Origin of the sequence: Pedobacter sp. AJM (genome assembly GCF_002197755.1) — a bacterium.
GTDB lineage: Bacteria > Bacteroidota > Bacteroidia > Sphingobacteriales > Sphingobacteriaceae > Pedobacter.
Genome location: NZ_NHOT01000003.1, coordinates 945,155 through 970,929, shown reverse-complemented (window position 1 = coordinate 970,929; position 25,775 = coordinate 945,155). Strand labels below are relative to the sequence as shown.

Sequence of the window (25,775 nt, the reverse complement as noted above, 5' to 3'; positions counted from 1 at the left end):
GATTAAGTGAACTGGAAGAAGATGATGTATAGAATGGAATTTAAGTCCAAAATATTTCAGGTATATGTTGAAAAATAGACCTCATTTAATAAAGCTTAAACGAGGCCATCTCTATATTTCTTGACAGCCCCATTTAAAATTCAGTTAATTGATAAAGTTCAATAGCGTGTTTTATAAATCTATCCTTTCAATTTGCTCTTCCTGCTTTGACAATAATTCAATCAGGCTTTTCGCCGTTGGTCCGGCGGAGAGTGGATTTTGCCCGGTGATGAGTAAGCCATCTGTTTCTACATGCGAAAGGAAGGGTACAAGGGCTGTTTTCACCTCAGCACCAAGTTCTTCAAGTTTGGTTTGCAGGAGATATGGTACATTGCCACTCCGTCCTACCATGGTTTCTTCAGTATTGCTGAATGCAGCGATTTTTTTACCCTTTAAAAAACCAGGTCTTTGCTGGTCTGCATTAATCAATGCTGCGGGTCCGTGGCAAACAGCGGCCACCGGTTTGCCTGCATCAAGGAAATCAAGGATCAGTATTCCACTATTATTATCAACAGCTAAATCCCAGATCGGACCGTGCCCACCCGGGTAAAACACAGCATCGTAATCGTTAGCATTCACCTGATTCAACACGGTAGTATGCGAAAATGCCGCTTTAGCATGCTCGTCATCCTGAAACCTGCGGTTAGACCCGGTAATATTTTCTGTAAGCTCACTCATGGGGTCAACAGGTGGTCTGCCGCCCTTCGGACTGGCAAGTGTTACCTGATAACCGGCATCAATAAATTCATAGTAAGGATCGGTAAATTCGCCGAGCCAAACGCCTGTTTTATGGTCTGTATTTTCCATCTCGCTGTGCGAGGTCAATACCATTAATATCTTTTTCATAGTGTTATTTATTTAATATCCTCTGCATCAATTTCATTGCCTTCCTCATCTATCTGCTGATGTTCATTCCAATTAGCGCCTTCTTGGGGCTTTACCTCAGGATTGACATTTTCAGCTGTTGCCTTTTCATCTTTTTCTCCGGGATCTCTCATGTTTTCCATTTTAAGTTTAAATCATAACAAAGCTTAACAGGCAATGGTTCGGGAATATTAAAAAGAACGAGTGTTTGAATATGGCCGTGCTTGCTTACTAAAAAAGGCTCCGGTAAGGGGACGACCTTTTTTGGCTGAAGGTTAATCATGTTCCAGCTGCCTTAACAGTGCGACTTCAGGTCTTGAAAAAGAGCATTTAACAAAAGCTACCCCTTGCATAATACCAGGGTCAGACAATCTTAATGCGGATAGGTCCTTTAATGTGATCTATATCAACAGGCATACCCTTTTGCGTGATCATTATTTTACCCTGTTGATGCAGGCCAATAGCTACCTCGCGTATATTTTTCATGTGCTTACGCCAGTCGTCAGGATATAACCTGCGGGCAATTTCAGATGGGCAGGTGCTCTTTTCAGGGCCTCTTTGCTCGGCCATAAGCAAAATGGTAGCTGATATGTCTGTATGATGTCGCATGTGGGTTTAACCAATAAAACCTGATGATTGCTTTGAAAAGTGTTTTATACTCCGCTTAACTTATTAAGCCAAAGAAATTATAAAGGCTATTTATGTTTAGCCTGTTAACCCATAACGTGTTTTTATTAACTAATATGTTGCAATATAGCTGTTATTGACTCGGAGGTAATGGTTACGGTGTGTGGCAGATTGAGTGGGATCTGCATGAAGTCGCCAGGTCCCATGTTAATGAAATGTTCACCAATATGACAAATGCAGGTTCCTTTTAAAATTAAGAAACTTTCATCCAGGCTTTCATGTACTTCTTCTTCCACATCGGTAGCGGAAATCACCAGCACCTGCATTACCCCATTTTCGTGGCGCAGTAGTTTTTCGAATCTTTCGCCCGAATAATTTTCCGGCAATAATGGTGTAACCAGCTCCAGCCAGGCATCGGCGTTTGATAAGGCACTAATAAGTGGTGTTGCTGAAAGCTGCATGTTTTGTTCAGCCTCCAGGTTGTTAAACATCAACGCCATTTTTTCATCCATTCGGGTATGGGGGCTTACCGCATTCCGGATGGCATCTTCTTCCAGAAAGGATTCAAGTTTGGCCAACTCTGCATGCACTTCGGGATATAATTTACGCATGCTTTCTACCAAAGAAACCTCTTCGGGATGGAGTGTGTTAATCAGATAAAGTTCCAGCATACCGCTGTTTAAAAATTCATTTAACTCCATCTGATGCATTATTCTTTTAGTTGTTGTCTTAAGCTGAAGATCGCCTCCTGCATACTGATTCCTAATATGCCGGCTGCCTCCTGAGTGCTGAAACCTTCTGAAAGTACCAGTCTTTTAATGCACCGGTTGTCATCGCTTTTTTTTACTGAATAATCTAAAAGATAATCTCTGGAAACCTTTCTGGCTATATTCAGCAGCCAGACCAGTAGCTTCCCCTTAATCAGTCTGTTATTTTCAAGTTCGGCTTTAGCGATTTCAAATACCTTTTCCGTTAATTCATATGCCTTTGCATGGTCTCTGCAGAAAGTTGAAAACTGGCCATAAACAAGTGGACAATAACTTTCATAAAGTGCTTTATGGCAGTCACTGTTTTTTAAAAGCATAAGCTTTCTGATCTCTTCCTCACAGTTTGGATGGTAACGGGGCATTTTCTTTTTGATAAATATAGGCAAAATTGATGTGTTGAGAAAACAGTTTGTTAAAATGGCGAATCTAAATTTTTCAACGCTATTCCATTCCCTGTTAAAATAGTTTAATCAGTGGCTGTTTAATCTGTTTTGAGGTCAAAACATTCTTCCAGACTTAACATTAAAGATATATAGTGTTAAAAGTACACCTCTAGCTTTGCGGCATTAAAGCACTCGAAATATCCTGGTTATTAATTAAGAGAATGCCTATGTGAATCAGCCTCGACATGCCTTTAAATATTACCATACTAGCAAACCAAACACAAATCATTACTAACGATTAAAAGATGACATCATTTTCTTTTATTGCAGGTTTAAAGCCAACCTGCAGAAAATTGCTCTTGCCTATAGGATTACTGGCTATGAGCAATTTGCCTGTTATGGCCAGCAGCCATTATAAGAACGATCTGACTGTGACCAGAAGCCAGGCTGCTTTTACGATCACTGGTACCATTACTGATGAACAGCATCAGCCCTTGCCAGGTGTAAGTATTTTCGATAAAAAAAATAAAAAAACAGCAGTAACTGATGGGAATGGAAAGTATACCATTTCTGTTCAGGAAGAGACCACACTGGTATTTGCTTTTGTGGGTTACACTACGCAGGAAGTGGCTGTGAGCAATGCAAGAACTTTAAATGTAATTTTAAGGGAAAGCAATAATACTTTGGATGAGGTGGTTGCCATTGGTTATCAGAAAGTAAGAAAATCTGACCTTACAGGCGCCATCAGTAGTGTAAAGGCTTCAGAAATGAACCTCACTTCACCAACAATAGGCCAGGCCCTGGTGGGTAAGGTAGCCGGCGTACAGGTTTCACAAACCAGTGGTGCGCCCTATTCCGGTACCAAAATCAGGGTTCGGGGTGTAGGGTCCATTAATGCCAGTTCAGATCCTTTATATGTCATCGACGGTTATCCTTCAGGAAATAATGTATCCATTAATCCTGAAGATATTGAAACGATTGACATCTTAAAAGATGCTGCATCTGCAGCCATTTATGGTTCAAGAGCTTCGGGTGGTGTGGTATTGATTACGACCAAAAGAGGCAAGGACGGGAAAGGTCATTTTGAATATGATGTGCAGGGCGGTGTTTCTCAGCTGGCTAAAAAAATTAAGCTGCTTGATGCCAATCAGTTTATTCAGTTACTCATCGACGGACGGAACAATGCCTATAAAGATTTATGGGTCAATTCTGGCAAGACATGGAATGATTCAATGTTTGGCGATGCCAATGCTACCCGTATTGCGAATGTGGGCAACGGGAGTAGTGTAAGTATCCCTTCTGATCTTTATAATTTTTCTACCCAGCAGGCCATTCCTGCACAATACAATACCGACTGGCAGGATGAATTGTATCGAAATGCAGCTTTCCAGCGTCATAATCTTTCTTTTAACGGTGGGAATAAAGATGTGAGGTATTTTATGAGCGGCGGTTATCAGGATAACAATGGTATCGTAACCAATACCAATCAGAAAGTCATCAACTTCAGGGCCAATATTGACGGAAATGTAAGTGAACGCCTGCATGTAGGAGCAAATGTGTCTTATACACAAAATAACAACCGTGAGGTGCAGGAAGGCCGGTACAATTTAAGTCCGATGATGTCTGCCCTGCTCTATCTGCCTTATCTCCCGGCACGTGATGGCAATGGCAATCCCATCCAGTTTGGCATGGCCTCACTGGCTTCTCAATATGGGATCCAAAATCCGGAAAACCCACTGGCTACTGTAGAACAGTTAAAAATTACCCGTAAGGGAAGCAGAAGCACCTATAATGCCAATGCCACCTATAAAATTTTAGACGGTCTTGATTTTAAAGCCAACCTGGGTACGCAAACCTATAATGAGAAATATGATTATTATCTGCCAACCAGCCTGAGTAGTGGCAATAACCCGCCGTACTCTACCGCATCGGTTACGGCAGCTAATGCCGTGGCCAGAACAGTGAGCCAGATAGATCAGCTGGCAGAATTTACGACGAACTATAGTAAAACAATAGGAAAACATAAATTAGATGTACTGGCAGGATATTCTGCACAGAAAACAACAAGTGATAGCATCCGTGTTTCGGCTAAAGGTTTTCAGAATGATTATATCGGGGAGATTTCAGATAAAGGTGCCGATCCAAGCTTTTTTGCCCTGGATAATGCCTCAAAAACCACCAATACCTTGCTTTCCTATTTTGGAAGGGTAAGTTACAATTATGCCGGTAAATACTTTTTGTCGGGAACTTTCCGTCGTGATGGCTCTTCCAGGTTCGGACCTTTAAATCAGTATGGTAACTTCCCTTCCATTTCTGCGGGCTGGAACCTTTCTGATGAAGAATTTTACCACAACTTCCTGGGCGAACATTCTACCGTAAAAATCAGGGCGAGCTGGGGTTTAAGCGGAAACAACAACATTCCAAATTACAGAACCCAGCAGCAAATGAGCGCACCCGGCGGCGTAGTGTTTGGCAATGCAATTGCTACGGCCATCTGGCCCAATTCAATCCAGGATGCGAGACTGGGGTGGGAATCTACCTCACAGTATAACTTTGGTACAGATATTAGTTTGTTCAGAAACCGTCTCTCTATCATGGCTAACTATTACCTCAGTAATTCTTATAACCTCTTATTTAATCAACCTATTTCAGCTGTTTCAGGCAGTGCTTCTATCCTTACGAATCTGGCAGACAGTAAAGTTCGCAATACCGGTTTCGATATTCAGCTGGATGGAAGGATCATCCAAACCCATGATTTCAGTTTAGGTTTGAGTGGAAACATTGCGCTGAACAAAAATAAAGTATTGGATATGGGCGGTGCGAGTACCATTTTAACCAATGGTGCCGAACGTTCTTACATGACCCACATTACACAGGAAGGTCAGCCAGTAGGTATGTTTTATGGTTTCAAGGTATTAGGTCGAATCACGGCAGACAACCTGGGTAAGGTAGCACCTTCAGCCTCTACCACCAATCCGGCTAAAATCGGTGATCTCTATTTTCAGGATACCAATGGTGATGGAATTGTAAATGATGCGGATAAAACAGTTATTGGTACGCCATATCCTAAATTTACTTATGGTTTCGCCTTAAATGCATCGTATAAAACGATCGATTTCAGGGCTTCATTTAATGGCTCCCAAGGCAACCAGGTGTTGGATGGGCAGGATTATTACCTGTACAATTTTGAAGGTTCGGGTAACCAGTATGCACAGGTGGCAGATCGCTACCGGAATGAAGCCAATCCGGGCAGCGGCTTAAATTACAGGGCCTCACGTGCCGGAACACAAAGTAACAATACCCGTTTATCCTCTTTCTATCTTCAGGATGGATCTTATTTCAGGTGTACCAACATTACTTTAGGCTATAGTTTCCCTAAAACCATTGCCAACACACTTAAAGTGAGTAACATTCGGGTTTATGCCAGTGTAGATAATGCCTTCACGGTTACCAATTATAAAGGTTATAATCCTGAGGTAGACTACAATGGCGGTGCGAACTTAACGCCTGGGGTAGATTATGGAAATTATCCGCTTGCAAGAAACTATAACCTTGGTATTAAACTGACCTTCTAGAATCTAATAAAATGAAAAAATATATTTTAATGGCTGCCCTGGGTGCTACAGTTTGCTTAAGTGCCTGTAAAAAAGAATTTCTGCAACAAAATAATCCCAATGCCGTAACGGTAGACAATTATTTTAAAACAGAAAGTGATGTTTCGCTTGCTGTTAATGGTGCCTACCAGGCCTTAAGAAACAGCAATACCATTGGTGAGAACAGTGGTTTGTTTACTGATGAACGCTCTGATGATACCGGAAGAAACGATAACCAGAGTAATGCAGGTGAACCCTTCCAGTTTAACGATTTTTCGGTGTTGCCCAGTAACTCTTACTTAAAAACACATTGGCTGGCCCTTTATAATTCGATTGCCAGAAGCAACGTTATTTTATCCAATATTGATAAGGTTTCTTTTTCCAATCCGGCCACCAAAGCCAATTATATTGCCGAAGCGAAGTTTTTAAGGGCCATCATGTACTTTGAACTGGTGCGCAAATGGGGCCCGGTTCCATTGGTCACCAAACAACTGGTCACTACCGAAGAGGTAACCGCTGCTACGTTCAGGGCTCCGGAAGCAGAGGTGTATAACCAGATTGTTGCCGATTTAAAAGACGGCTTGAGCAGTACCCTGCCTAATTTTCAGTCAACCGCTGGAATTGGCCGGGCTTCAAAAGCAGCCATTAATGCTTACCTGGGCAAAGTTTACCTCACTATGGCCGCAACGCTTACCAACAATAAAGCTGAAAATCTGGCCAATGCCAATACCTGCCTTTTGGCCGCCTATAATATGAAAACCTTCGGAAATTTATCCGAAATTCCATATGTGGATGTGTTTGATGTAAACAAAAAAACAACCTGTAAAGAATTGATTTTCCAGATCGCCAACAAACAAGGCGATGTAAATTACAGCTCAAGCATCGCCGCAAATAACCAGGCCAAAGGCGAAACCATCAACTCGATGAAGGTATCAACCGGTATTGGTGGAAACGTGACATTAGATTTAATTAATGAATACGAAGCTTCGGACCTTAGAAAAGATTTCTCCGTAAAATATGCCAATGATCCTATTGTGAAAGATTGGTTCATTACCAAATTCCGCGATGCCAGTTCATTGGCGACAGCGAACGGATATGGTGGCAACGACTGGATCCTGATGCGCTATGCAGATGTGATCCTGATGCTGGCCGAAGTAAATATGCTGCAGGGGAATGATGCTGCAGCCATTCAATACCTGGATATGGTGAGAACCCGTGCCGGAATGCCAAATTATGCGCTTTCTAAAACCAATGCTGCTTATGCCGCTGCTTTCCCTACTTTAAAATTAGCCATTCTCCATGAACGCAGGGTAGAGTTTGCTTTTGAACACCAGCGCTGGTTTGATCTGATCAGAAATTTTACGGCAACCGAACTGGCCGCCTATTTAAAGGCTAAACCACAATCTTCTTTTGGCATTGCCAAATTGGCGAACGTAACCATTAAAGATAGATTCTTCCCGATTCCTTTTGATGAAGTAAAGCTTGATCCGGTAAAAATGTACCAGAACCCCGGCTATTAATCGTTTACCTGTATTTTGATAATTAAATGGTGGCTGAAAAACAGCCGCCATTTATCAATCTCCATAGATTTATAAAAGATGACTTATAAAACCTGTTTTAAAAAAGGAAGCTGTTCACTGCTTTTATTAGGCATATTGATGCTATCCTCCCGGACTGCCGTTGCACAACACCCTGACCAGAAACTGGCTGCCGTATTCAGTAAAGGCCATAACCAAATACTGGTTGCCGCCCATCGTGGGGATTGGAGAAATGCACCTGAAAATTCGATGCAGGCGCTTTTAAACAGCATAGAAAAAGGCTTCGATATCATGGAACTCGATGTTAAAATGACGAAGGATAGCCAGATGGTAGTGATGCATGATCAAACCATCGACCGAAGTACAAACGGAAAAGGAAAGGTGAGTGATTATACGCTGGCCGAAATCCAACAGTTTAGGTTAAAAAATGGTCTGGGCAGAACAACCCCTCATCGGATTCCAACACTGAAAGAAATGATGCTGGCTGCAAAAGGTAAAATCATAATTAATGTGGATAAAGGAAATGACCACCTCAAAGAAGTATTCCGGATTCTTCAGGAAACGGAAACCCTTAACCAAACCATTGTAAATATAGGCGATAACCTGAGTTTTGATCAATTAAAAAGCCATGAAGTCATTCCGGCAGAAGCGTATCTGATGGTGGTGGTGAACATGAAAGGAACTGATGCCCTCCCGATTATGAAAAGCTACCAGCCCAATAAAAGAAGTATTATTCAGCCTGTTTTTGATACCGATACCTTGAAAAACCTGAAAATGCTGCCTGAAATTGCTACAAAACAAGTGCTTTGGCTAAATAGCTTGTGGCCTTCCTTAAATGGGGGGCATGATGATGACCTCGCCGTAGAAGAAAACAAAAAGAAAGAAAGCTGGGGCTGGCTTATTGAAAAGAAACCCGCTATTCTGCAAAGCGATCGCCCGGCAGAATTGATTCTTTATTTAAAAAAGGCTGGCTTACATTTTTAATATGTTCCTTCTGGATTTAATGATTCATAAGGGGTTCATTTGCTTATGATCATGTTGCCGGAACAATAAATGGGCAAAAATAATATGGCCGGATCTAATGATGCTCAGGAACAGGTATTCGATGAAAAATCATTCGAAGACCTTTACCGCCGGATGTACCCCACCTTAAAAAAGTATGCAGTTTACCTGGTAAAAGACAGAGAAGAAGCACAACTGATCTTAAATGATGTGTTCATCTCCATCTGGAAAAATAATCTTATCCCCGCCAACGAAAAGGCCTATCTTTTCCGGGCAGTCAAAAATGCCTCAACCAATTACCATAAAAAAGCCAGGGTAAAACTCTGGCATATAGATGGTGAAGATGAAACACCCGAAATAACAGATCTTAAAGAAACACCGGCGCAAAGCTTCCAGAATAAAGACCGGAACCGCATGCTCTATGCTTTAATCAATCAGATGCCAGAAAGGCGGCGACTGATTTTCTACCTGTACCGGATTGATGGTTTGAGTTACAAGGAAATAGCGGCTTTATTGGATATTTCAGTAAGAACTGTAGAAGACCACCTGGTAAAAGGTTTTCAGTTTCTTCAGCAAAAAGTATTAAATAACAAATCAGAATTTAGGTAGGCTGCTCCTTAACAATTTATTCATGTAACGTTAACAACTTGCGGCCCGTAGTGCAGCTCTGATTCTTGTCTTGTAGGTATAAAGGCATTAGAATGGATCAGGAAACCTGGAAATTAGTACTCGCATATGTAGCGGAAAAAGAGCGTAACGGTGGGCGTAATTTAGAAGTTGAATTGCTGGAGCAAGACCTTAAAGATTGGGCTGGTAATGATCCCGATCGGCTGGAGCAATTGGAGCAGGCACTGCACTTGTGGGAAGATACAGCAACTCTGCACGAGGATCATTCTTGGCAGGAAAGTTTTGCAAGTATTAAACAGCAGTTGGAGCCTGCAAAAACCAGAACAATCAAAAAATTAAACTGGTTGACCATGGCAAGTGCTGCCGCAATAACCGGTGCACTGGTATTCTTCGTTTTTAAGAATCAAAAACAACAACCTGTTTCAGAAAGCGCAATCACCTGGATAACCGAGAAAGCCGCTGAGGGCAAGATAATCAATATATTGCTTCCTGACAGTTCAGAAATATGGCTGAATGCCGGCAGTAGCATCAGCTTCCCTAAAAACCTTAAACATGCCGCCATCAGAACGGTAAAGTTAAACGGAGAAGCATTTTTTAAGGTAAAGCGAGATCCTGCACATCCTTTTGTTGTGAGGAGCCAGAATATTCAAACCAGGGTTCTGGGCACCAGCTTTAATATCCGTGCCTGGAAAAATAATCAGCCAGAAGTAACCGTACTAACGGGCAAGGTGGCAGTTTCGAGAGATTCAGCAGGTAAACAATCAGTTGCCGTTCATCTATTGCCCAATCAACAAGTAATTTATGACTTAAAATCCAACCGCTTGAGGTGTCTGAACGTAGAAGATGCACAGGCATCAGTTGATTGGAGGGTTGGCAAAATGTATTTTGATAGAACCCCAATGGAAGAGGTATTTCAAACCATCTCCAGAAAATATGCAGTGAAGATCATTTCCGATCAGTCATTCGACAGCTGTGAACTCACTGCAAAGTTTAACAATGTAAGCATCAGTGAAGTGTTGCGCACGCTGGCGCTCACATTTAATATTCACTATACCATTAACAAACAAACGATTTATATAAAAGGAGGTAAATGTAATTAAATACAAACGATAAGAAAGCTGCAGCATGTTGGCGCATGCCGCAGCTAAGAAATTTTAAATTTTATTTTAACCCATCAAGATTAAAACAAACAAAGTTATGAAAAAGTCAGCAGTGACTGGTCAATTAATTTTTAGCGTCATGCGTTTTTTTACCCTTATTTACATCATGCTCTCTGTTATGTTCTTTGTAGGACAGGCATCACCCGTAAATGCACAGCAACTAAACGTTAAAGTAAGCATCAACATTAAACAAGGAAACTTAACTACACTTTTCAAAACCATCGAAAAGAAAACCGGTCTCTATTTTGTCTATACCAATAAAGATAATATAGATCATTTGCAAATCAGTAGTTTAAAAGTTGATAATGAATCTGTAAGCAGTGTGCTCGGCAGGATATTGCCACCCTTGCAACTTACCTATCTGATCGAAAAAAACCAGATCATTATCAAAAAATCAGTACGGGTAAAAGGTAAGGTAACCGATGAAAAAGGTTTACAATTACCTGGCGTAAATGTAATAGAAAAGGCAGGTAACAACAATACCACCACCAACCTTAACGGCGATTACAGCCTGAATGTAACCGATAATTCAGCCACGCTGATCTTCCGGATGATGGGCTACCAGACCAAAGAAAGCCCAGTTCGTGGTGCAACCGAATTAAACATTAGCCTCATTCCTGATGAAACAGCGCTTTCTGAAGTAGTCGTTACTGCCCTGGGTATTAAACGTGCTGAAAAAGCATTGGGTTATTCTATTGCTACAGTAAAGGGCTGCGATGTGAATACCGTAAAAGAAGTAAATGTAGTGAACTCGTTGGCAGGAAAAGTGGCGGGTGTGAATGTAGTGAGTACAGGTTCAGATCCCGGGGCAAGCGCATTCATCACCATCAGAGGGCAATCATCTATCGCAACAGATAACCAGCCACTGTTTGTGGTGGATGGTGTTCCGGTAGCGCATTCACTCCGTGCCACAACAGAAGTTGGACGTTCATCGGTTGATTATGGAAGTCCGATTGCAGACATTAGTCCGGATGATGTAGAAAGCATTACGATCCTTAAAGGCGCCAGTGCTGCGGCACTCTATGGCAGCAGGGCCGGAAGTGGTGTGGTGCTCATTACCACTAAAAATGGTTCTGCCGGTAAAAAAGGATTGGGCATTAACTTCAACTCCAACGCCATGTACGATCAGGCCTGGATGTTTCCTCACTTTCAGCATACATTTGGTGGTGGCGAATATACCGATGATCCAGCTTCTTCTACCTCCTCTGCCTGGGGTCCAAGGCTTGATGTAGGGACCAAGCATCTGCAATGGAACAGTCCGCTTGATGCCAATGGAAAACCAATCGCTACAGATTGGGTATCCTATGGCAATAATCCACAGGATTTTTATGAAACCGGAAGCACCTACACCAATAATATGGCCATTAGTGGAAAAAATGCAGATGGTAATTACCGCCTATCCTACACCAACCTCACCAATAAAGGCATAGTGCCCAACACTGATTTAAAAAGGAATACCCTGAACCTCTCTGCAACCTATGTGTTGCATCCTAAGCTAAAAATCAGTTCCAATGTAGGCTATGTAAATAACCAGAGCGATAACAGGCCATCAGCCTACCGGGAAAGTGTTACCCAGATGTTGTACTCGCTTCCTCCAAACATGAATATCAACGACCTGAAGAATTACTGGAAACCGGGAAGGGAAAACATCGAACAGTTTTCTGCAGATGATTCAGATAACCCATACTTTGTTGCCTACGAACATACCAATGGGTACGACAGAAACCGTTTGACCGGGAATGTGCAGGCCGTTTATGATATCACCAAAGAGCTGAGTTTAATGGTGCGGACGGGTTTGGATTTGTACAATGAAATGCATGAAACCAAACGCCCTTTTAGTTCGAAAAGGTTTAAATATGGCGGGTACGGTGTAGACAATTCTTTTTTTAAGGAACAAAATACTGATTTTTTACTCAGCTATAAGAAACTGCTGAACCAGAATTGGTCATTCAGTCTTTCGGCGGGTGGCAACCAGATGAGCCAAACCAACCGGAGTACGGCACAGAAAACAGAAAGCCTCAGCATTCCGGGGGTATATAACATTAGCAACGCTCAGGCGGGTACCATTGTGAATTCGCAATACAATTCACATAAGCACATTAACAGTTTGTATGGCTTAGGTCAGGTCTCATTTAAGGATATGATTTTTCTGGATTTAACAGGAAGAAATGATTGGTCGAGCACTTTACCTGCCGAAAACAACTCTTACTTTTATCCATCTGCATCATTAAGTACCATTGTAACGGACCTGTTCAAAATTAAATCTGATGCAATTTCCTTTATTAAATTAAGGGCTAACTGGGCACAGGTGGGTAGTGATACCGATCCCTATCAGTTATACAATACCATTCCATTTAACCAGGACTGGGGCGATGTAAAAAGGGCCACCATTGAGTTTAACCTGAAGAATAACTTCCTGAAACCCGAAATTGCAACCTCATATGAATTTGGCGGCGATCTGCGCTTTTTTAAAAGTCGGGTAGGTATAGATGTAACCTGGTACAAAACCAATAAAAGAAACCAGATTATTAATATTCCAACAACCATTGCCTCCGGTGCTTCTAACCGCTTAATCAATGCCGGGAATATTCAAAACAGCGGTTGGGAAATTGGTTTAAATGCTGTGCCTTTTAATGGTGCCTTTAAGTGGGAAACCAATGTAAACTTTACGAAAAACGAAAATAAGGTGATTGAGCTTTCAGCAGGTTTGAAGGAGTACTCCATGGGTAGTGCCGATGGTGATAACATCCGTTACCTGATTAAAGAAGGAACCAAAATCGGCGACTTCTATACGCCAAGCTATACCAAAGTAACCAGCGGACCAAATGCCGGAGCAGCCTTATTGGATAAAACCGGGCATTATATCCGCAATAATTCAGAATACATTAAGGTAGGTAATTATAATCCTGATTTTACCGTAGGCTTTAACAATACCTTTAGCTATAAAAACTTCACTTTAAATGTGCTGTTAGACTGGCGCAAAGGTGGTAATTTTTACTCCTACGTGGTTAAAAGCCTGATTAACGCAGGCTTAACCGATAATACGCTCACGGGCAGGGATGCAGAAACAGGGGGCTTGCCGTGGACAGATTCGCAGGGTAGAAAGCGCAATGATGGGATGATCATTCCGGGTTATATCGCAGATGCCAATGGCAACCTGACCGAAAACAAAATCATTATTGCCGCTGCCGATTTTTATAACAATACATATAATAAATACTATGAAAGGTTGACCTATTCGGCGTCGTTCCTGAAAATCAGGGAAGCTTCATTAACCTATGTATTTCATCAAAAGCTTATCCGCAAACTCCCCATCAGTAACCTTTCCATATCCCTGATCGGAAGGAATCTGTACACCTGGACAGCCAATGGATTGGGTTATGATCCGGAAACAACCATGAGTGTTACCGAAGGCTTTAAGTTAGGGGTAGGCCACTGGACCTTGCCTGGCACCCGCTCCTTCGGCTGTAAACTAAGTTGTAATTTTTAATCTGTATAAAATGAAATTCAAATATATAACGCTTTTGTTCGCCATTACAGTGTTATTGGCAAGCTGCACTAAAGACTTTGAAAAGATCAATACCAACCCTAATGCGCCAGAAACCACCAGTACGGAGTTTTTAATGTCTGATGTATTGGTGTCAACAGCCTACGCTTACCAGGAAAATGCCGTTGACAGAAGACCCGCTTCGGCAGCAAGATACCTGACACTGGTGCGCAATACGGGTTATGACCTGCTTGATTGGGGTCCTGTTGACTGGGATGATATTTATGCCCGTTTAGCCGTGAATAAAACTTTTTTAGAAACCGCACAAAAACGATCAGAAAACCAGTATATCGCCATTAGTAAAATTATGAAAGCCTTTAATTTTGGCTATCTAACTGATTTATATGGAGATATTCCCTATTCGCAAGCACTTAAATCTAAAGAAGCCAATCTGATTTATCCGGAATATGATCAGCAGCAAACCATCTATCCCGATTTGTTAAGAGAACTTAAGGAAGCCAATAATTTGCTGAAAAGTAATGTACAGGAGATTAATGCCAAGGGAGATGTGATGTTTAAAGGAAATGCCCTCGCCTGGAGAAAGTTTGCCAATTCACTGCGTTTACGCATGTTATTGCGCATTTCTAAAAACTATGCGCCAGCCTTTACTGAAATGCAGGAGATCGTGAATGATAAAACAGCATTTCCCATTTTTGAAAGCAGTGCTGATAATGCAGAGATAGCCTACCTGGGGAACATGGCTACTTATAGCTGGCCTGGTGGTCCTTTAGCCATGATTGATTTCGACTATTTGAAAACTAAAGTGAGCAAGGAACTGGTAGATCGCCTGATGGAGCGAAATGACCCAAGGCTGGCCGTTTGGGTAGAGCCTGTAAAAAGTACGGTTGGATCAACTGTAGATTTTAATAAATATGTGGGCGTACCCAATGCCATTGATGCGCCATCGGCCTATAATGGTGGAGAAGATCATGTCTCTGTTTTTTCTTCCTCATTTTTCAGGAAAAATGGAGGTTCAGCCAATCCCTTATTAAAGGCCAGCCTGGTAACCTATACCGAACAGTGCTTTATTCTGGCAGAAGCGCTGCAAAAAGGTAAAATTACGCTCAATGGAGAAACAGCAGAATCCATGTACTACAAAGCGATTAAAGAATCGATGAGCAGTTATGGGGTAACAGCAGCCCAATCTTATTACAATCAGCCACTGGTAAAATACGACGGTACACTCGTGCAACTGGTTACCCAAAAATGGATGGCCATGTTGTTTAAAGGTTCTGAAGGATGGTTTGATCAACGCCGAACAGGTTATCCCGCTTTTGTTACTGGTCCGCTGGCTGCCGGAAGAGGAATCCCTAAACGTTACATCTATCCGGATTCGGAAAGCGCAAAGAACAAAACCAATTATCAGAAAGCTGTCTCCGCTTTCGGTACAGACAATCAGTACACCCTAATGTGGTACCTGAAATAATTTAAATTTTAATCAGAATCAACATGAAATCCTTTATAAAATCAATTTTAATTATCACCTTGCTTTCGAGCGGAGTGCTAACCAAACTATCAGCCCAGAACTTTAGTCCAACTCAATACCCTGACCGTGTAATTTTAACCTGGGCGGGAGATCCGGCAACCAGCCAAACGGTTAACTGGCGTACTGATACAACCATCATGGCTTCAAAGGCACAGATTAAAGCTGAGGATGCCAACCCTGCATTAGAAAAGGCCATAACAAGTTACGATGCCAGCTCTACCGTATTAAATGGCAGAAATAATTATGAAACGGCCAAGTATCACCATGTTACTTTTACTAACTTAAAACCAGCAACGGTGTATGCCTATCGGGTAGGTTCAGGTGAACACTGGAGCGAATGGTTTCAGTTTACTACAGCCTCAGCCAAAAATGAACCGTTTTCTTTTATATACCTGGGCGATGCGCAAAATGATATCCGTTCCAAATGGTCGCGGGTTATCCGCAAGGCTTTTTCTCACCAGCCTGATGCACGGTTCATTATTCATACCGGAGATTTAATCAACCGTTCTAATAATGATCAGGAATGGGGCGAATGGCATTATGGTGGTGGCTTTATTAATGGTATGATCCCAAGTATTCCATCACCGGGAAACCATGAATATGTACGGGACGATCAGCGAAAGCTCATTTTAGATCCACACTGGGGCGTACAGTACACCTTTGCCGGCAACGGACCAAGGGGGCTTGAATCATCGGTATATTATGTAGATTATCAGGACGTACGCATTATTTCCTTAGATTCGCAAATGATCATCCTAGATGAAGCTTCTGCCAAGGCTCAATATGAATGGCTAGAAAAAGTACTGAAAGAAAATAAGAAGTTGTGGACGGTGATCACCTTTCACCACCCTATTTTCTCTACGGCAAAAAGCCGTGACAATAAGGCGTTCAGAGAACGCTTTAAACCACTATTTGATCAATACCACATTGACCTGGTTTTGCAGGGGCATGACCATACTTATAGCCGGGGGCAGAACCTGCCCAGAGGTTTATCCGGACGGGATGTAAGTGGACCAGTTTACCTGGTTTCGGTAGCAGGGCCTAAAATGTACCAGGTAGATGGCGCCAAATGGATGGATGTATCCTTAGAGAATACCCAGCTTTTTCAGGTGATTCACGTAGATGGCGATAAACTTAAATTTGAAGCCTATAAAACTTCCGGTGAGCTTTTCGATGCTTTTTCATTGCAAAAGACAAGTAGAAACCGTGCAGCAGCATTTACAGATTTGAACCCGGCTTTAAAACCATAAAAGATGAACTCAAAAAAGAAACTGGCCTTATGCGCCATCTTAATGAGCTGTTTTTGTTTCACTTGTTTTTCGCAACAGGTAGCAAAGTCACTGCCTAAATCAAAACATGGTTTTATCGTTATTGCACACCGTGGAAGCCACCTCAACAAACCTGAAAATACGATAGCTGCTATTGAGGAAGCTATTTTACTGGGTGCAGATTATGTTGAGCTGGATCTCAGGACTACCCGTGACGGGCAACTGGTTCTTTTACACAACGACCGTGTAGATCAGGTGAGTGATGGAAAGGGGTTGATAAAGGACCTTGATTTTGAAACCATAAAAAAACTTACGCTAAAAGGGGTAGATGGTAGCCTGCACCAGATCGCCAGCTTTGCTGATGCATTAAAAACCTGCAAAGGTAGGATCAATATTTACCTTGATTTTAAAGCTGCGGATGTAGGTCTGGCTTACAAGGAAATTGAAAAAGCAGGGATGACAGATCAGGTATTGGTTTACATTAATGAGCTGAAACAATACTGTTCGTGGAAAAAGATTGCGCCGAAAATGCCCTTAATGTTCAGTTTAAATAAGACCATTAGAACAAGGGAAGCATTATTAGCAGCTTTGGACAAAATGCCTCTGGATGCTGTGGATAACATTCCGGCCGAAAATCTTTTACCGGTGATCAGATCTTTAGGAATTAGTGTATTTCTGGATGTTCAAAAAAGCAATGAAATGCCTGATGATTGGAAAAATGCCATCAATAAAGGCATACAGGGTGTACAGACCGATCATCCGAAGGCATTGATTGAATACCTGAAAGCAAACAAAATAAGGTAGCGATATAAGCAGTTGATTAATTGGTGGCATGATATATTTAATGGAATGTCATCACTTAATTTTAATGATATAGATAAAACCTATGTTCTTTTTAAAAACATATAGTTTTCTTTATCAGTTTTTCGTTACGGAAACCCGTAAGATTAGCTTGATGTGGTGTATTACATTTGAATCTTAACAAATCAATACGCAGTAAATCAACTAATATGGAATATAAAGTTATACCTTTTACCGCTACCATAGATCATAAAAAGCAGACTACTGTAGCAGTAGCAGAACAATTGGAGCAAACTATCAACCACTATCTTAACGAAGGCTGGATATACATCAGGTTGGAGAGTGTTTCTACTTATGTGCAACCAGATCCCGGATGCTTTGGGTTTGGTGCAAAACCAGGTTATCTTGCCTCATATCAGATGGTTGTATTTGGGAAAAATCTATAATGAGATTTCTGCTGCTATTCTTAATTAAAATATACTGGATGCTCAAGGCTAAAAACCAAGAGCCCCGGTGTATTTTTAGAATAAGCTGTTCCCGGCATGTTTATCAAATGGCTAAAACAGAGGGGTTATTTAAAGGACTAAAGGCATTTGCTTATCGATATCAAAATTGTAGGGGCGGTTATCAGGTAATCATAAATCCGGTTACTGATCAAAATTATATGATTTTGCCAAATGGTGATCAATTACAACAACATGAAATAGCCAAAAAATTTTCAGTCCCGTTTACTAAATAAAACAGAGTTTTAGAGGTAAACTATTCAATCGGGCTTTGCTAAAAACTAAATAAATGCATGAGTAAAACTTCTAAATTGGAAGATGTACAGTAAACACTGAGCCCTGATTCCGCTCGCTTTCCAATAAGATTTCACCCCCATGCCTCGATATGATATTATGCGCTAAAAATAATCCGATTCCAAAACCACTGAAATATTTCTCATTCTGACCCTCTACCCTGAAAAAGCGTTCAAAAATTTTGGTCTGGTCTTTTGCTTCAATACCAATTCCATAATCTTTGATGTCAATCAACACTTCATTTTCAGTTGTGGCAACAGCGATATCAACTTGGTTGCTTTTAGGAGAATACTTGATTGCATTGGCGATCAGGTTGATCAGTACCTGGCTGATCCGGTCGCGGTCGGCATGAACAAATACATTCGCAGCCGTTTCCAGGTGGAAAACATATTGCTGATGGCTCAGGCGAAAATCTTCTACCACTTCTTTTACCAATGTATCAATTGCAAAATGTTCTACCTTTAAATCCATCCTGCCGGCATCAATCCGGCTAAGGTCAAGCATATCCCTGATGAGTCCGGTTAATTGCAAAAGCAGTACATCAATACGTGATAATGAGGTGCTCAGTTTTTGTAATGATGGAGATAATGTTTCTCTTGACAATAACCGTAAGGCCAGTTGTACATGCCCCTTAATGGAGGTAACCGGCGTTTTAAGTTCATGGCTTAACATGCTTACGAAATCACTTTTACGCTGTTCTTCCTCTTTTATTGTTTGAATATCAGTTGTAGATCCCACCCACATCATTACCTTTCCTTCTTCATCTAAAATAGGCGATGAGATGTTTAAATGCCAGATATAGTTGCCATTTCTGTCTTTAAAGCGCATTTCTGCAACATGTGGAGTGCCATTAGCTGCTGCTACTTCCAGCCCTTTTTTAAAGGAGGCAATCTCATCAGGATGCATGATCTGGTAATAGCCAAAATCACGAAGATTTTCAAAACTCATTCCTGTAAAATCCAGCCAGTGCTGATTAGAGAAAGTAACCATGCCGTTTGGTAAAGCATTAGAAATCTTGGCGGGCACCAGGTCAGCAAGTTTCCGGAAATGCTGCTCACTTTGTTCAATCGATCTGCGCGCATGAACTTGTTCTGTCACATCTGTCGCAACGATCAATATATCAGATACGGCTCCATCCTGTCCAACTACAGGTTGATAAACTACATTAAAAAAGATTTCTTTTAATTCTCCTCCATGATTTAACATGGCGCTGATTTCATTGGCGTAAAAGGGTACGCCGGTCATAAATACATTATCCAGTATGCCTAGAAAAGGCTGACCACTTAATTCCGGTAGTGCCTGAGCAAGCGGTAATCCTATAATTTCAGGGCTTTTACCCCAAACTTCCAATATCTTCTGGTTGGCGGTTTCCACAATCAGCTCCCTGGCATGTAAAACTCCAATGGCCACAGGTGCCTCCTCAATAAAAAACTTAAATCGAGCCTCACTGGCTGCCAGTTTATTGTTCGCGATAGAAAGCGACTTATTTACCTGGGTAAGTTCGGCAGTGTATTTTTCGAGTAATCGTTTAGAAAGTATCCTTTCTGTAATTTCAAAAGACATCACCAGTACCCCGTTTCTGTTGCCAAAAGCATCTGCAAGGGGTTGGTAAGTATAGTCTACATAAGTTTCGCGGATGGTACCATCCGGCATAGTAAACAGTACAGGGCTTTCCTTTACATCAATGACTTCGCCGGTATCCATTACTTTGCGAAGCTGGCCGGCAAAAGGCTGATCGGCCAGATCCGGCAATATGTCCAGAAACCTTTTTCCTAAAACCTCTTCTTTGCTTTTGTTCCAGTATTTCAGGTTACTTTCATTAATCAATTCCACCACCAGGTCATAGCCACGGATGACGACCACGGAGGCCGGTAACATATTTAAAATCAGTTCCAGGTTCCTGTTGGCTTCGCTCAGCCTGTTCTGGGAAGTTTGAAGTTCTTCATTGGCCGCATTAAGTTCCTCGTTTGTTGCTTCAGCGGCTTCATTTAATAAAGCCAGTTCGGCAGACAACCTGAATTTTTCCTGCTCCTGTTGCTTGCGTTGTGTAACATCGCGGGTAATTCCTGAAATAGCTACCACCAGACCACTGGAATCAAATACGGGTGTCAGGATATAATCGTAAGTTCTGTTACCCAGTGCCGCATGAGGGAAATCGACCTCACCCCGAATGGGTTTTCCGGTGGTAATAATCTCATCAATTTCCCGCTCATGCATCTCTGCATGCCAGGGTTCATAACCATTCTCAAGCAGGGTTTTGCCCACGGCATCTTCCCAACGCTTCCCCCACATTTCAAGCAAAGCTTTATTGGCATAGGTAAAGCGGTAATCTAATCCAAATACATAAATCAGATCAGGTGTATTAGATGTTACCGTTTCATAAAGCCGCTGTTGCTGCTCTGCCAGCTCTTTCGCCTGCTGAAGTTCATGCTCTGTTTGCTTGCGAAGCGTAATGTCTTTGGCAGCACCAAACCATTCCAAAATATCTCCTGCATCATTTAATATGGGTACAGCCCTGGAAATGGTCCAGCCTGTACTTCCGTCTGCACGCAAAACACGGTGTTCCAGTTCAAACATTGATTTTGTGGCAATGGACCAGGATATTGCCTCATTTACCATTTGCAAATCAGCAGGATGCACGTTATGGTTCCGCCAGTTTGTAAGCGGTTCAGAAGTGCTTTTTAAAAAACCCCGGCCATCGAGTTCATACATCACCTCCCAATCCGGACTCATGCGATAAACAACATCTGACGTTGCGGCTACAAGGGCTCCGAAACGATCCTGATTCGCGGCTGTATTGCTCATATATTAAATGGTAATAATCTCAAAAAAACGAATGCAAATTAAGCAAATATCATCAATCCGGATCTTTTTCCGGAATACTTCTTAAAAACAATTCGGCAGTTGATTGCGATTTTCGTGAAGCGCATCGGTCATAATATAGCTACTTCAAGCTTTTTTAAAAGACAATAAAGCCAGATGAAAGATGAAGATTCTCCTTCGCACAAAAGCGAAAAGGGATCAATCCCCACAATGCCAATCTTCTCTTCAGCTGGTGATTGATTTTATAATCTTCAATCCAAAGAACCGTAAAAAAAAGAAAACGGGAATCATCATAAAGACGACTCCCGTTTAATCTAAATTAACGCTCTCCATATAAAGACGATCATTTTAATACATTATTGCCCGGTACTGAAAATAATTTTAAAATAATCTATTTTGAGGGGTATAACGGATCGTTAGGGTGAGAACAGGAGCTTAAATATTACTGAATCAGGAAATGCCTCAACAGCTCCTGTTCAAATTGAATCCAAAAGAAAACGGGAATCATCATAAAGACGACTCCCGTTTAATCTAAATTAACGCTCTCCATATAAAGACGATCATTTTAATACATTATTGCCTGGCATCGAAAATATTTTAATTTTTTTTAACGGTGTGGGATGCTGAAGAAAAATGCTGCGCATTAAAAAATGCAGAAAGATCAATTTAAAAGGCCTACAGGACATCTTATCTTGGTCATCATCTGTTTAAAATGAATGATTTTACCGATCTTTAAACAGTAATTTATGGAATATTTTAGACCCTTTGATTTATTTTTAAATAAATCAAAGGGCAGATGCAACATTATTTCCCCTATTGCGACTTCAGGATAGAATAGAAACTTCTTGAATTAAAAATTAACAGAAACGCTACTTGCTTCAAAAAGAAAACATATCTGATCAGGAATTGATTGCCATGTGCCTTCGGGGCAAGGATGCGGGTTATACCGGGCTCTATAACCGATATGCCAGGGGGATTTTTAATTCCATTAGCCGGCTGGTTGCGCACAGTGCGGAGGCAGAAGATATTTTGCAGGAAACTTTCTGCAATGTCTTTAGCGATCAGAAGCGGTTAATGCAAATCAATAGTTTTGAAGCCTGGGTAAGGAGAATGGCGATCAATAAATCGATCTCGCACCTCAGGCGAAAGAAACTGCTGTTTTCAGATCTGGACAACTATGAGTTCATGGCCGAGGCTGATTATGACATCAGGGAAGATGAAATTTTTGAAAGCCGTGTTGAGGATGTCAGGCGTTGTATTGACGAGCTTTCGGACGGGTACAGAACAATTTTAACCCTGTACCTTTTTGAAAAAATGCCACAGGATGAAATCGCACTTACACTAGGTCTGGCCCCGTCTACTGTCAGAACGCAGTACCATCGGGCAAAAAAAAGAATATTAGTATCACTAAAAGATAAAGCTTATTATGAATGATCCGATAAAAGATTTTGTGGAGCAGCACCGGGAAGATTTCGATCATCTGGAAGCTCCGCAGTTTAACCTGGCGGGATTTAAAGCCAGTCTGGCTCAAGAACCCATGGTAAAAAAGCACCGTATTTTAAATATCAAACCTGCAAGCTGGATGGCTGCAGCAGCAGTTTTACTGGTATGTACTATTGGATTATGGTTCTTCAATAGTACGCAACAGACTAAAAAAACTGAACAGCACCTGGCCCTGAATAAGCAGAATAAACACCCAAAAATTGCTGAGAAGCCATTAGTAAAGGCCGTTACCCAGAATGCAAAACAGACTCAGTTTGCTGCACATGAAACAACTTCTCATGTAAAAAAGCATCAAAGCAAAGAAGAAGTTCCGTTCATACCCTCACCCGATCAGATGCTTTATACAAAGTTAAACGACAGCGCTTCATCAAGTACCCGGTTGGCCGCTGTTTTAGCCATCAAAAAAAGTGAATTGATCAGTTATGATATGCTTGATCGTCTGGCTGCAACCATTCAGCATGACGGAAACAGCAATGTGCGTTTGGCTGCATTGAGTGTGTTGGAGAAATATAGGCAAGATGCACATGTTACCAATCTTTTGGTAAACGCCCTCAATCACCAGAATGATCCGATGTTACAACTCTCACTTGTTAATCTTTTGGGTAAAATGCAAAATGTCAAGATTGATGAGCGGCTTTACGCCCTTGTGAATGATCCATCTACACTGGAGGCAGTTAAAGATGAGGTTTACCAGATCCTGCTTAAAGAAAATAAATTTTAATCAACATAAACACTAAAGATATGAAACTACAATTGATCTTATTATTTGCCCTATTTACCACTGGCCTGTCGGCCTCGGCACAAAAACAATACAAGCTTGCTAAAAATAATGGAAAACTGAACCTCAACATCAGCGGGGTTACGGTAGAGGGTTACGATGGAAATGAAATTATTTTCTCTCTTCCTAAAAATGAAGATGAAGAAGTTGATGAGCGTGCTAAAGGACTAAAGGCATTTAACAGTTCTGGTTTTAAAGATAATAGCGGTTTGGGTTTTGATGTTACCGTAAGGGGAGATGATATTAATGTAAATCCGGTTAGCGTGGCTAACCAACCAAAATTAAGCATCAAATTACCAAGAAACGTCCGTGTTTCCTTTGCCAATAACAGCAATATGTATCAGGATACAGTTACACTTAAAAATTTGAAAACAGAGATTGATGTAGCGGTAACCGGAAATGATATTGTATTAACCAACAATGTCGGTCCTATGAATATCAAAACCTTACATGGCTCGGTTGATGCGTCATTTCCAGCTGATTTGAAAGGTCCCATTTCTATTATATCTGTGAATGGGCATGTTGATATTGCGCTTCCTGCTTCTGTAAAAGCAAATCTCGAAGTGATCAGTAACTATGGCAAAATCTATGCAGCTGATGACTTGAAAATTGCAATAAATCCCGCTTCTAACCCGAAAACGAATGCAACAGGGCAACCTGTAAAAACACTAACTATTGGAAAGGGCGTTCAGGCTTTAACCATCAAAAGTTTAGCTGCCAACAGTGAAAACCAGGATGAAAATGCTCCTGTATTTGGCTATGAGGGTGGGAATTATGCAGAATCACTTAATGGAAAAATAAATGGTGGTGGAGTAGATTTCATCCTTAAATCTAACCACAATAATATCTACATCAGAGAAAAGAAATAGATGATATAACAGGTTTGATTTAAATTCAAAAGGCCTTCTGTATTAAAATTTGTCATGTTGAGCTTGCCGAATACCGTTAAGCAATTCTTTTTAAGGCCCTTCGGCAGGCTCAAGATGACATTTCGAATGTATGATACTGTCTCTGGCAGTAAAATCTTCTACTTTACCACAGTGGCTTCCAGTTCTACCTTTAAGGTTTCAAAAAGACTTTTCACTTCCATTACTGTTGTGGCCTGTTTAATACCATGTTTCACCACCCAATCTTGAAGGATCTGAAAGTTATTAAAAAATTCATCAATATTGGTGTGGTAAACATTTAAGCGGACAATGTTTTTGCAATCATAATCTGCCGAGGTAATTAACTGTTCCAGGTTTGCAATGGCTTGCGTAAGTTGCGTAGCCATATCAGCATCACTAGATTTTCCATCAGCATCAATAGCAGTTTGTCCTGAACAATACAACGTTCCATTCGCTGCTTTCACTTCTACAGCTTGTACATAATTTCTTTGATCCTGCCAATTCCAGGGATTTATTGCTCGTTTTTCCATGTCAAATTGTTTCATTATAGCGAATTTGCTATACCACAAAATTGAGAGAATAATTGTTAAGATCAGTTGCGGGACATCACCATTTTTTTGTGATGTTTATCACACGCTAATCTGACAGCCTGCTCAATGTTTCTCTGGATACACCGAGATAAGCAGCGAGCAAGGATTTTGGAACCCGCTGAAATAAAGAAGGATATTGTCTTCGCAATTGTTCATAACGCTCTTTTGCGTTAGCAGTAAGTAACGATAAGATTCGCCTTTGTGCGGCGATATTACCGAAGTGTGCTTTCTCCAGAAAGAAAGATTCTACTTTTTGAAGTCGGGAGCACAGCTTTCTATAATTTACCAAAGAGATGCATAGCACCACCGTATCTTCAATACATTCCAGCGAAAGCATTGCTGGTGTTTGCGTGAGGTAAGCATGGAAATCACTTTCCCACCAATCTTCCATGGCAAAAGAAACAATATGTGCTTTACCACTTTCATCATGATGGACCAGTTTAGTTAATCCTGAAACTAGAAAATAAGAATACCGCACCATTTCACCTTCCTGAATAATAAATTGATGTTTTTTATATCGTTTAACTTCGAAATGCTGTTGCACAAAATCAAATTCTTCATCTGTTAAGGCAATTTGTTTTTCAATGTGTATGCGTAACGTTTCGTATATAAGCATGGTTAAATTTAATTAACGAAGATAAGCATTGCGACCTGTTCTTCGCCAGCGTATAGTTCGAATAATTTATGATAAACGA

At 41.2% G+C, this 25,775-nt stretch carries 22 protein-coding genes; 14 read left to right on the top strand and 8 right to left on the bottom strand.

What is annotated here, in order from left to right; all coding sequences use genetic code 11:
- Positions 1–171: 171 nt before the first annotated feature.
- The 5 genes from CBW18_RS09960 to CBW18_RS09945 form a co-directional block, all read right to left on the bottom strand.
- On the bottom strand, positions 172–885 hold the full coding sequence (locus tag CBW18_RS09960; RefSeq protein WP_216359215.1) for a type 1 glutamine amidotransferase domain-containing protein: 714 nt from the start codon (positions 883–885) through the stop codon (positions 172–174).
- Positions 886–893: 8 nt separating this feature from the next.
- Positions 894–1,046, bottom strand: coding sequence for a hypothetical protein (locus CBW18_RS21365; protein ID WP_172406487.1), 153 nt, complete (start codon positions 1,044–1,046; stop codon positions 894–896).
- A gap of 220 nt (positions 1,047–1,266) precedes the next feature.
- A complete protein-coding gene (locus tag CBW18_RS09955) occupies positions 1,267–1,512 on the bottom strand; it encodes a DUF3253 domain-containing protein (protein WP_088301129.1) in 246 nt (81 codons plus the stop codon).
- A gap of 125 nt (positions 1,513–1,637) precedes the next feature.
- The gene (locus tag CBW18_RS09950; protein WP_172406486.1) at positions 1,638–2,231 is read right to left on the bottom strand and encodes a cupin domain-containing protein; all 594 of its coding nucleotides are present in this window, start codon (positions 2,229–2,231) and stop codon (positions 1,638–1,640) included.
- Between the two features lie 8 nt (positions 2,232–2,239).
- Positions 2,240–2,683 (bottom strand): hypothetical protein, encoded by a 444-nt coding sequence (locus CBW18_RS09945; RefSeq protein ID WP_140418655.1) that lies wholly within the window; start codon positions 2,681–2,683, stop codon positions 2,240–2,242.
- Between the two features lie 302 nt (positions 2,684–2,985).
- Between CBW18_RS09945 and CBW18_RS09940 the strand changes: the two genes are divergently transcribed.
- The 11 genes from CBW18_RS09940 (at position 2,986) to yidD (ending at position 18,441) form a co-directional block, all read left to right on the top strand.
- Positions 2,986–6,255, top strand: coding sequence for a TonB-dependent receptor (locus CBW18_RS09940; RefSeq protein ID WP_088301126.1), 3,270 nt, complete (start codon positions 2,986–2,988; stop codon positions 6,253–6,255).
- A gap of 11 nt (positions 6,256–6,266) precedes the next feature.
- Entirely contained in the window at positions 6,267–7,793 is a 1,527-nt protein-coding gene (locus CBW18_RS09935) for a RagB/SusD family nutrient uptake outer membrane protein (protein WP_088301125.1), read from the top strand.
- Positions 7,794–7,871: 78 nt separating this feature from the next.
- On the top strand, positions 7,872–8,795 hold the full coding sequence (locus tag CBW18_RS09930) for a glycerophosphodiester phosphodiesterase family protein (RefSeq protein WP_088301124.1): 924 nt from the start codon (positions 7,872–7,874) through the stop codon (positions 8,793–8,795).
- A 69-nt stretch (positions 8,796–8,864) separates the two neighbouring features.
- Positions 8,865–9,422 (top strand): RNA polymerase sigma-70 factor, encoded by a 558-nt coding sequence (locus CBW18_RS09925; protein ID WP_088301123.1) that lies wholly within the window; start codon positions 8,865–8,867, stop codon positions 9,420–9,422.
- A 92-nt stretch (positions 9,423–9,514) separates the two neighbouring features.
- A complete protein-coding gene (locus tag CBW18_RS09920) occupies positions 9,515–10,540 on the top strand; it encodes a FecR family protein (RefSeq protein ID WP_088301122.1) in 1,026 nt (341 codons plus the stop codon).
- Positions 10,541–10,637: 97 nt separating this feature from the next.
- The gene (locus CBW18_RS09915) at positions 10,638–14,090 is read left to right on the top strand and encodes a SusC/RagA family TonB-linked outer membrane protein (protein ID WP_088301121.1); all 3,453 of its coding nucleotides are present in this window, start codon (positions 10,638–10,640) and stop codon (positions 14,088–14,090) included.
- A 10-nt stretch (positions 14,091–14,100) separates the two neighbouring features.
- Positions 14,101–15,573, top strand: coding sequence for a SusD/RagB family nutrient-binding outer membrane lipoprotein (locus CBW18_RS09910; protein WP_088301120.1), 1,473 nt, complete (start codon positions 14,101–14,103; stop codon positions 15,571–15,573).
- A gap of 23 nt (positions 15,574–15,596) precedes the next feature.
- Complete coding sequence (locus CBW18_RS09905) at positions 15,597–16,883, top strand: metallophosphoesterase family protein (RefSeq protein WP_088301119.1); 1,287 nt, start codon at positions 15,597–15,599, stop codon at positions 16,881–16,883.
- Positions 16,884–16,886: 3 nt separating this feature from the next.
- Positions 16,887–17,705: a glycerophosphodiester phosphodiesterase family protein gene (locus CBW18_RS09900; protein WP_088301118.1), complete on the top strand. Its 819-nt coding sequence runs from the start codon at positions 16,887–16,889 to the stop codon at positions 17,703–17,705.
- A 206-nt stretch (positions 17,706–17,911) separates the two neighbouring features.
- On the top strand, positions 17,912–18,148 hold the full coding sequence (locus tag CBW18_RS09895) for a hypothetical protein (RefSeq protein ID WP_088301117.1): 237 nt from the start codon (positions 17,912–17,914) through the stop codon (positions 18,146–18,148).
- The gene (gene yidD, locus CBW18_RS09890) at positions 18,076–18,441 is read left to right on the top strand and encodes a membrane protein insertion efficiency factor YidD (protein ID WP_088301116.1); all 366 of its coding nucleotides are present in this window, start codon (positions 18,076–18,078) and stop codon (positions 18,439–18,441) included. The genes CBW18_RS09895 and yidD overlap by 73 nt, the downstream gene beginning before the upstream one ends.
- A gap of 70 nt (positions 18,442–18,511) precedes the next feature.
- On the opposite strand, the gene CBW18_RS09885 is transcribed toward yidD, so the two are convergent.
- The gene (locus CBW18_RS09885) at positions 18,512–21,304 is read right to left on the bottom strand and encodes a PAS domain S-box protein (RefSeq protein ID WP_088301115.1); all 2,793 of its coding nucleotides are present in this window, start codon (positions 21,302–21,304) and stop codon (positions 18,512–18,514) included.
- Between the two features lie 891 nt (positions 21,305–22,195).
- Between CBW18_RS09885 and CBW18_RS09880 the strand changes: the two genes are divergently transcribed.
- The 3 genes from CBW18_RS09880 to CBW18_RS09870 are packed head-to-tail and all read left to right on the top strand — an operon-like array spanning position 22,196 to position 24,472.
- Complete coding sequence (locus CBW18_RS09880; RefSeq protein ID WP_088301114.1) at positions 22,196–22,756, top strand: RNA polymerase sigma factor; 561 nt, start codon at positions 22,196–22,198, stop codon at positions 22,754–22,756.
- Positions 22,749–23,546 (top strand): HEAT repeat domain-containing protein, encoded by a 798-nt coding sequence (locus tag CBW18_RS09875; protein WP_088301113.1) that lies wholly within the window; start codon positions 22,749–22,751, stop codon positions 23,544–23,546. Before CBW18_RS09880 ends, CBW18_RS09875 begins: the two co-directional genes overlap by 8 nt.
- A gap of 20 nt (positions 23,547–23,566) precedes the next feature.
- Complete coding sequence (locus CBW18_RS09870) at positions 23,567–24,472, top strand: DUF4097 family beta strand repeat-containing protein (protein ID WP_088301112.1); 906 nt, start codon at positions 23,567–23,569, stop codon at positions 24,470–24,472.
- A 158-nt stretch (positions 24,473–24,630) separates the two neighbouring features.
- On the opposite strand, the gene CBW18_RS09865 is transcribed toward CBW18_RS09870, so the two are convergent.
- Positions 24,631–25,020 (bottom strand): RidA family protein, encoded by a 390-nt coding sequence (locus CBW18_RS09865; RefSeq protein ID WP_088301365.1) that lies wholly within the window; start codon positions 25,018–25,020, stop codon positions 24,631–24,633.
- Between the two features lie 106 nt (positions 25,021–25,126).
- Complete coding sequence (locus tag CBW18_RS09860; protein WP_253249001.1) at positions 25,127–25,696, bottom strand: Crp/Fnr family transcriptional regulator; 570 nt, start codon at positions 25,694–25,696, stop codon at positions 25,127–25,129.
- Positions 25,697–25,775: the final 79 nt, after the last annotated feature.

Coding starts and splice junctions, on each gene's coding strand:
- CBW18_RS09930 (WP_088301124.1), top strand. CDS start 7,872: ATGACTTATAAAACCTGTTTTAAAAAAGGAAGCTGTTCACTGCTTTTA.
- CBW18_RS09950 (WP_172406486.1), bottom strand. CDS start 2,231: ATGGAGTTAAATGAATTTTTAAACAGCGGTATGCTGGAACTTTATCTG.
- CBW18_RS09915 (WP_088301121.1), top strand. CDS start 10,638: ATGAAAAAGTCAGCAGTGACTGGTCAATTAATTTTTAGCGTCATGCGT.
- CBW18_RS21365 (WP_172406487.1), bottom strand. CDS start 1,046: ATGGAAAACATGAGAGATCCCGGAGAAAAAGATGAAAAGGCAACAGCT.
- CBW18_RS09955 (WP_088301129.1), bottom strand. CDS start 1,512: ATGCGACATCATACAGACATATCAGCTACCATTTTGCTTATGGCCGAG.
- CBW18_RS09920 (WP_088301122.1), top strand. CDS start 9,515: ATGGATCAGGAAACCTGGAAATTAGTACTCGCATATGTAGCGGAAAAA.
- CBW18_RS09905 (WP_088301119.1), top strand. CDS start 15,597: ATGAAATCCTTTATAAAATCAATTTTAATTATCACCTTGCTTTCGAGC.
- CBW18_RS09895 (WP_088301117.1), top strand. CDS start 17,912: ATGGAATATAAAGTTATACCTTTTACCGCTACCATAGATCATAAAAAG.
- CBW18_RS09910 (WP_088301120.1), top strand. CDS start 14,101: ATGAAATTCAAATATATAACGCTTTTGTTCGCCATTACAGTGTTATTG.
- CBW18_RS09940 (WP_088301126.1), top strand. CDS start 2,986: ATGACATCATTTTCTTTTATTGCAGGTTTAAAGCCAACCTGCAGAAAA.
- CBW18_RS09885 (WP_088301115.1), bottom strand. CDS start 21,304: ATGAGCAATACAGCCGCGAATCAGGATCGTTTCGGAGCCCTTGTAGCC.
- CBW18_RS09865 (WP_088301365.1), bottom strand. CDS start 25,020: ATGGAAAAACGAGCAATAAATCCCTGGAATTGGCAGGATCAAAGAAAT.
- CBW18_RS09925 (WP_088301123.1), top strand. CDS start 8,865: ATGGGCAAAAATAATATGGCCGGATCTAATGATGCTCAGGAACAGGTA.
- CBW18_RS09870 (WP_088301112.1), top strand. CDS start 23,567: ATGAAACTACAATTGATCTTATTATTTGCCCTATTTACCACTGGCCTG.
- CBW18_RS09960 (WP_216359215.1), bottom strand. CDS start 885: ATGAAAAAGATATTAATGGTATTGACCTCGCACAGCGAGATGGAAAAT.
- yidD (WP_088301116.1), top strand. CDS start 18,076: ATGCTTTGGGTTTGGTGCAAAACCAGGTTATCTTGCCTCATATCAGAT.
- CBW18_RS09935 (WP_088301125.1), top strand. CDS start 6,267: ATGAAAAAATATATTTTAATGGCTGCCCTGGGTGCTACAGTTTGCTTA.
- CBW18_RS09860 (WP_253249001.1), bottom strand. CDS start 25,696: ATGCTTATATACGAAACGTTACGCATACACATTGAAAAACAAATTGCC.
- CBW18_RS09875 (WP_088301113.1), top strand. CDS start 22,749: ATGAATGATCCGATAAAAGATTTTGTGGAGCAGCACCGGGAAGATTTC.
- CBW18_RS09900 (WP_088301118.1), top strand. CDS start 16,887: ATGAACTCAAAAAAGAAACTGGCCTTATGCGCCATCTTAATGAGCTGT.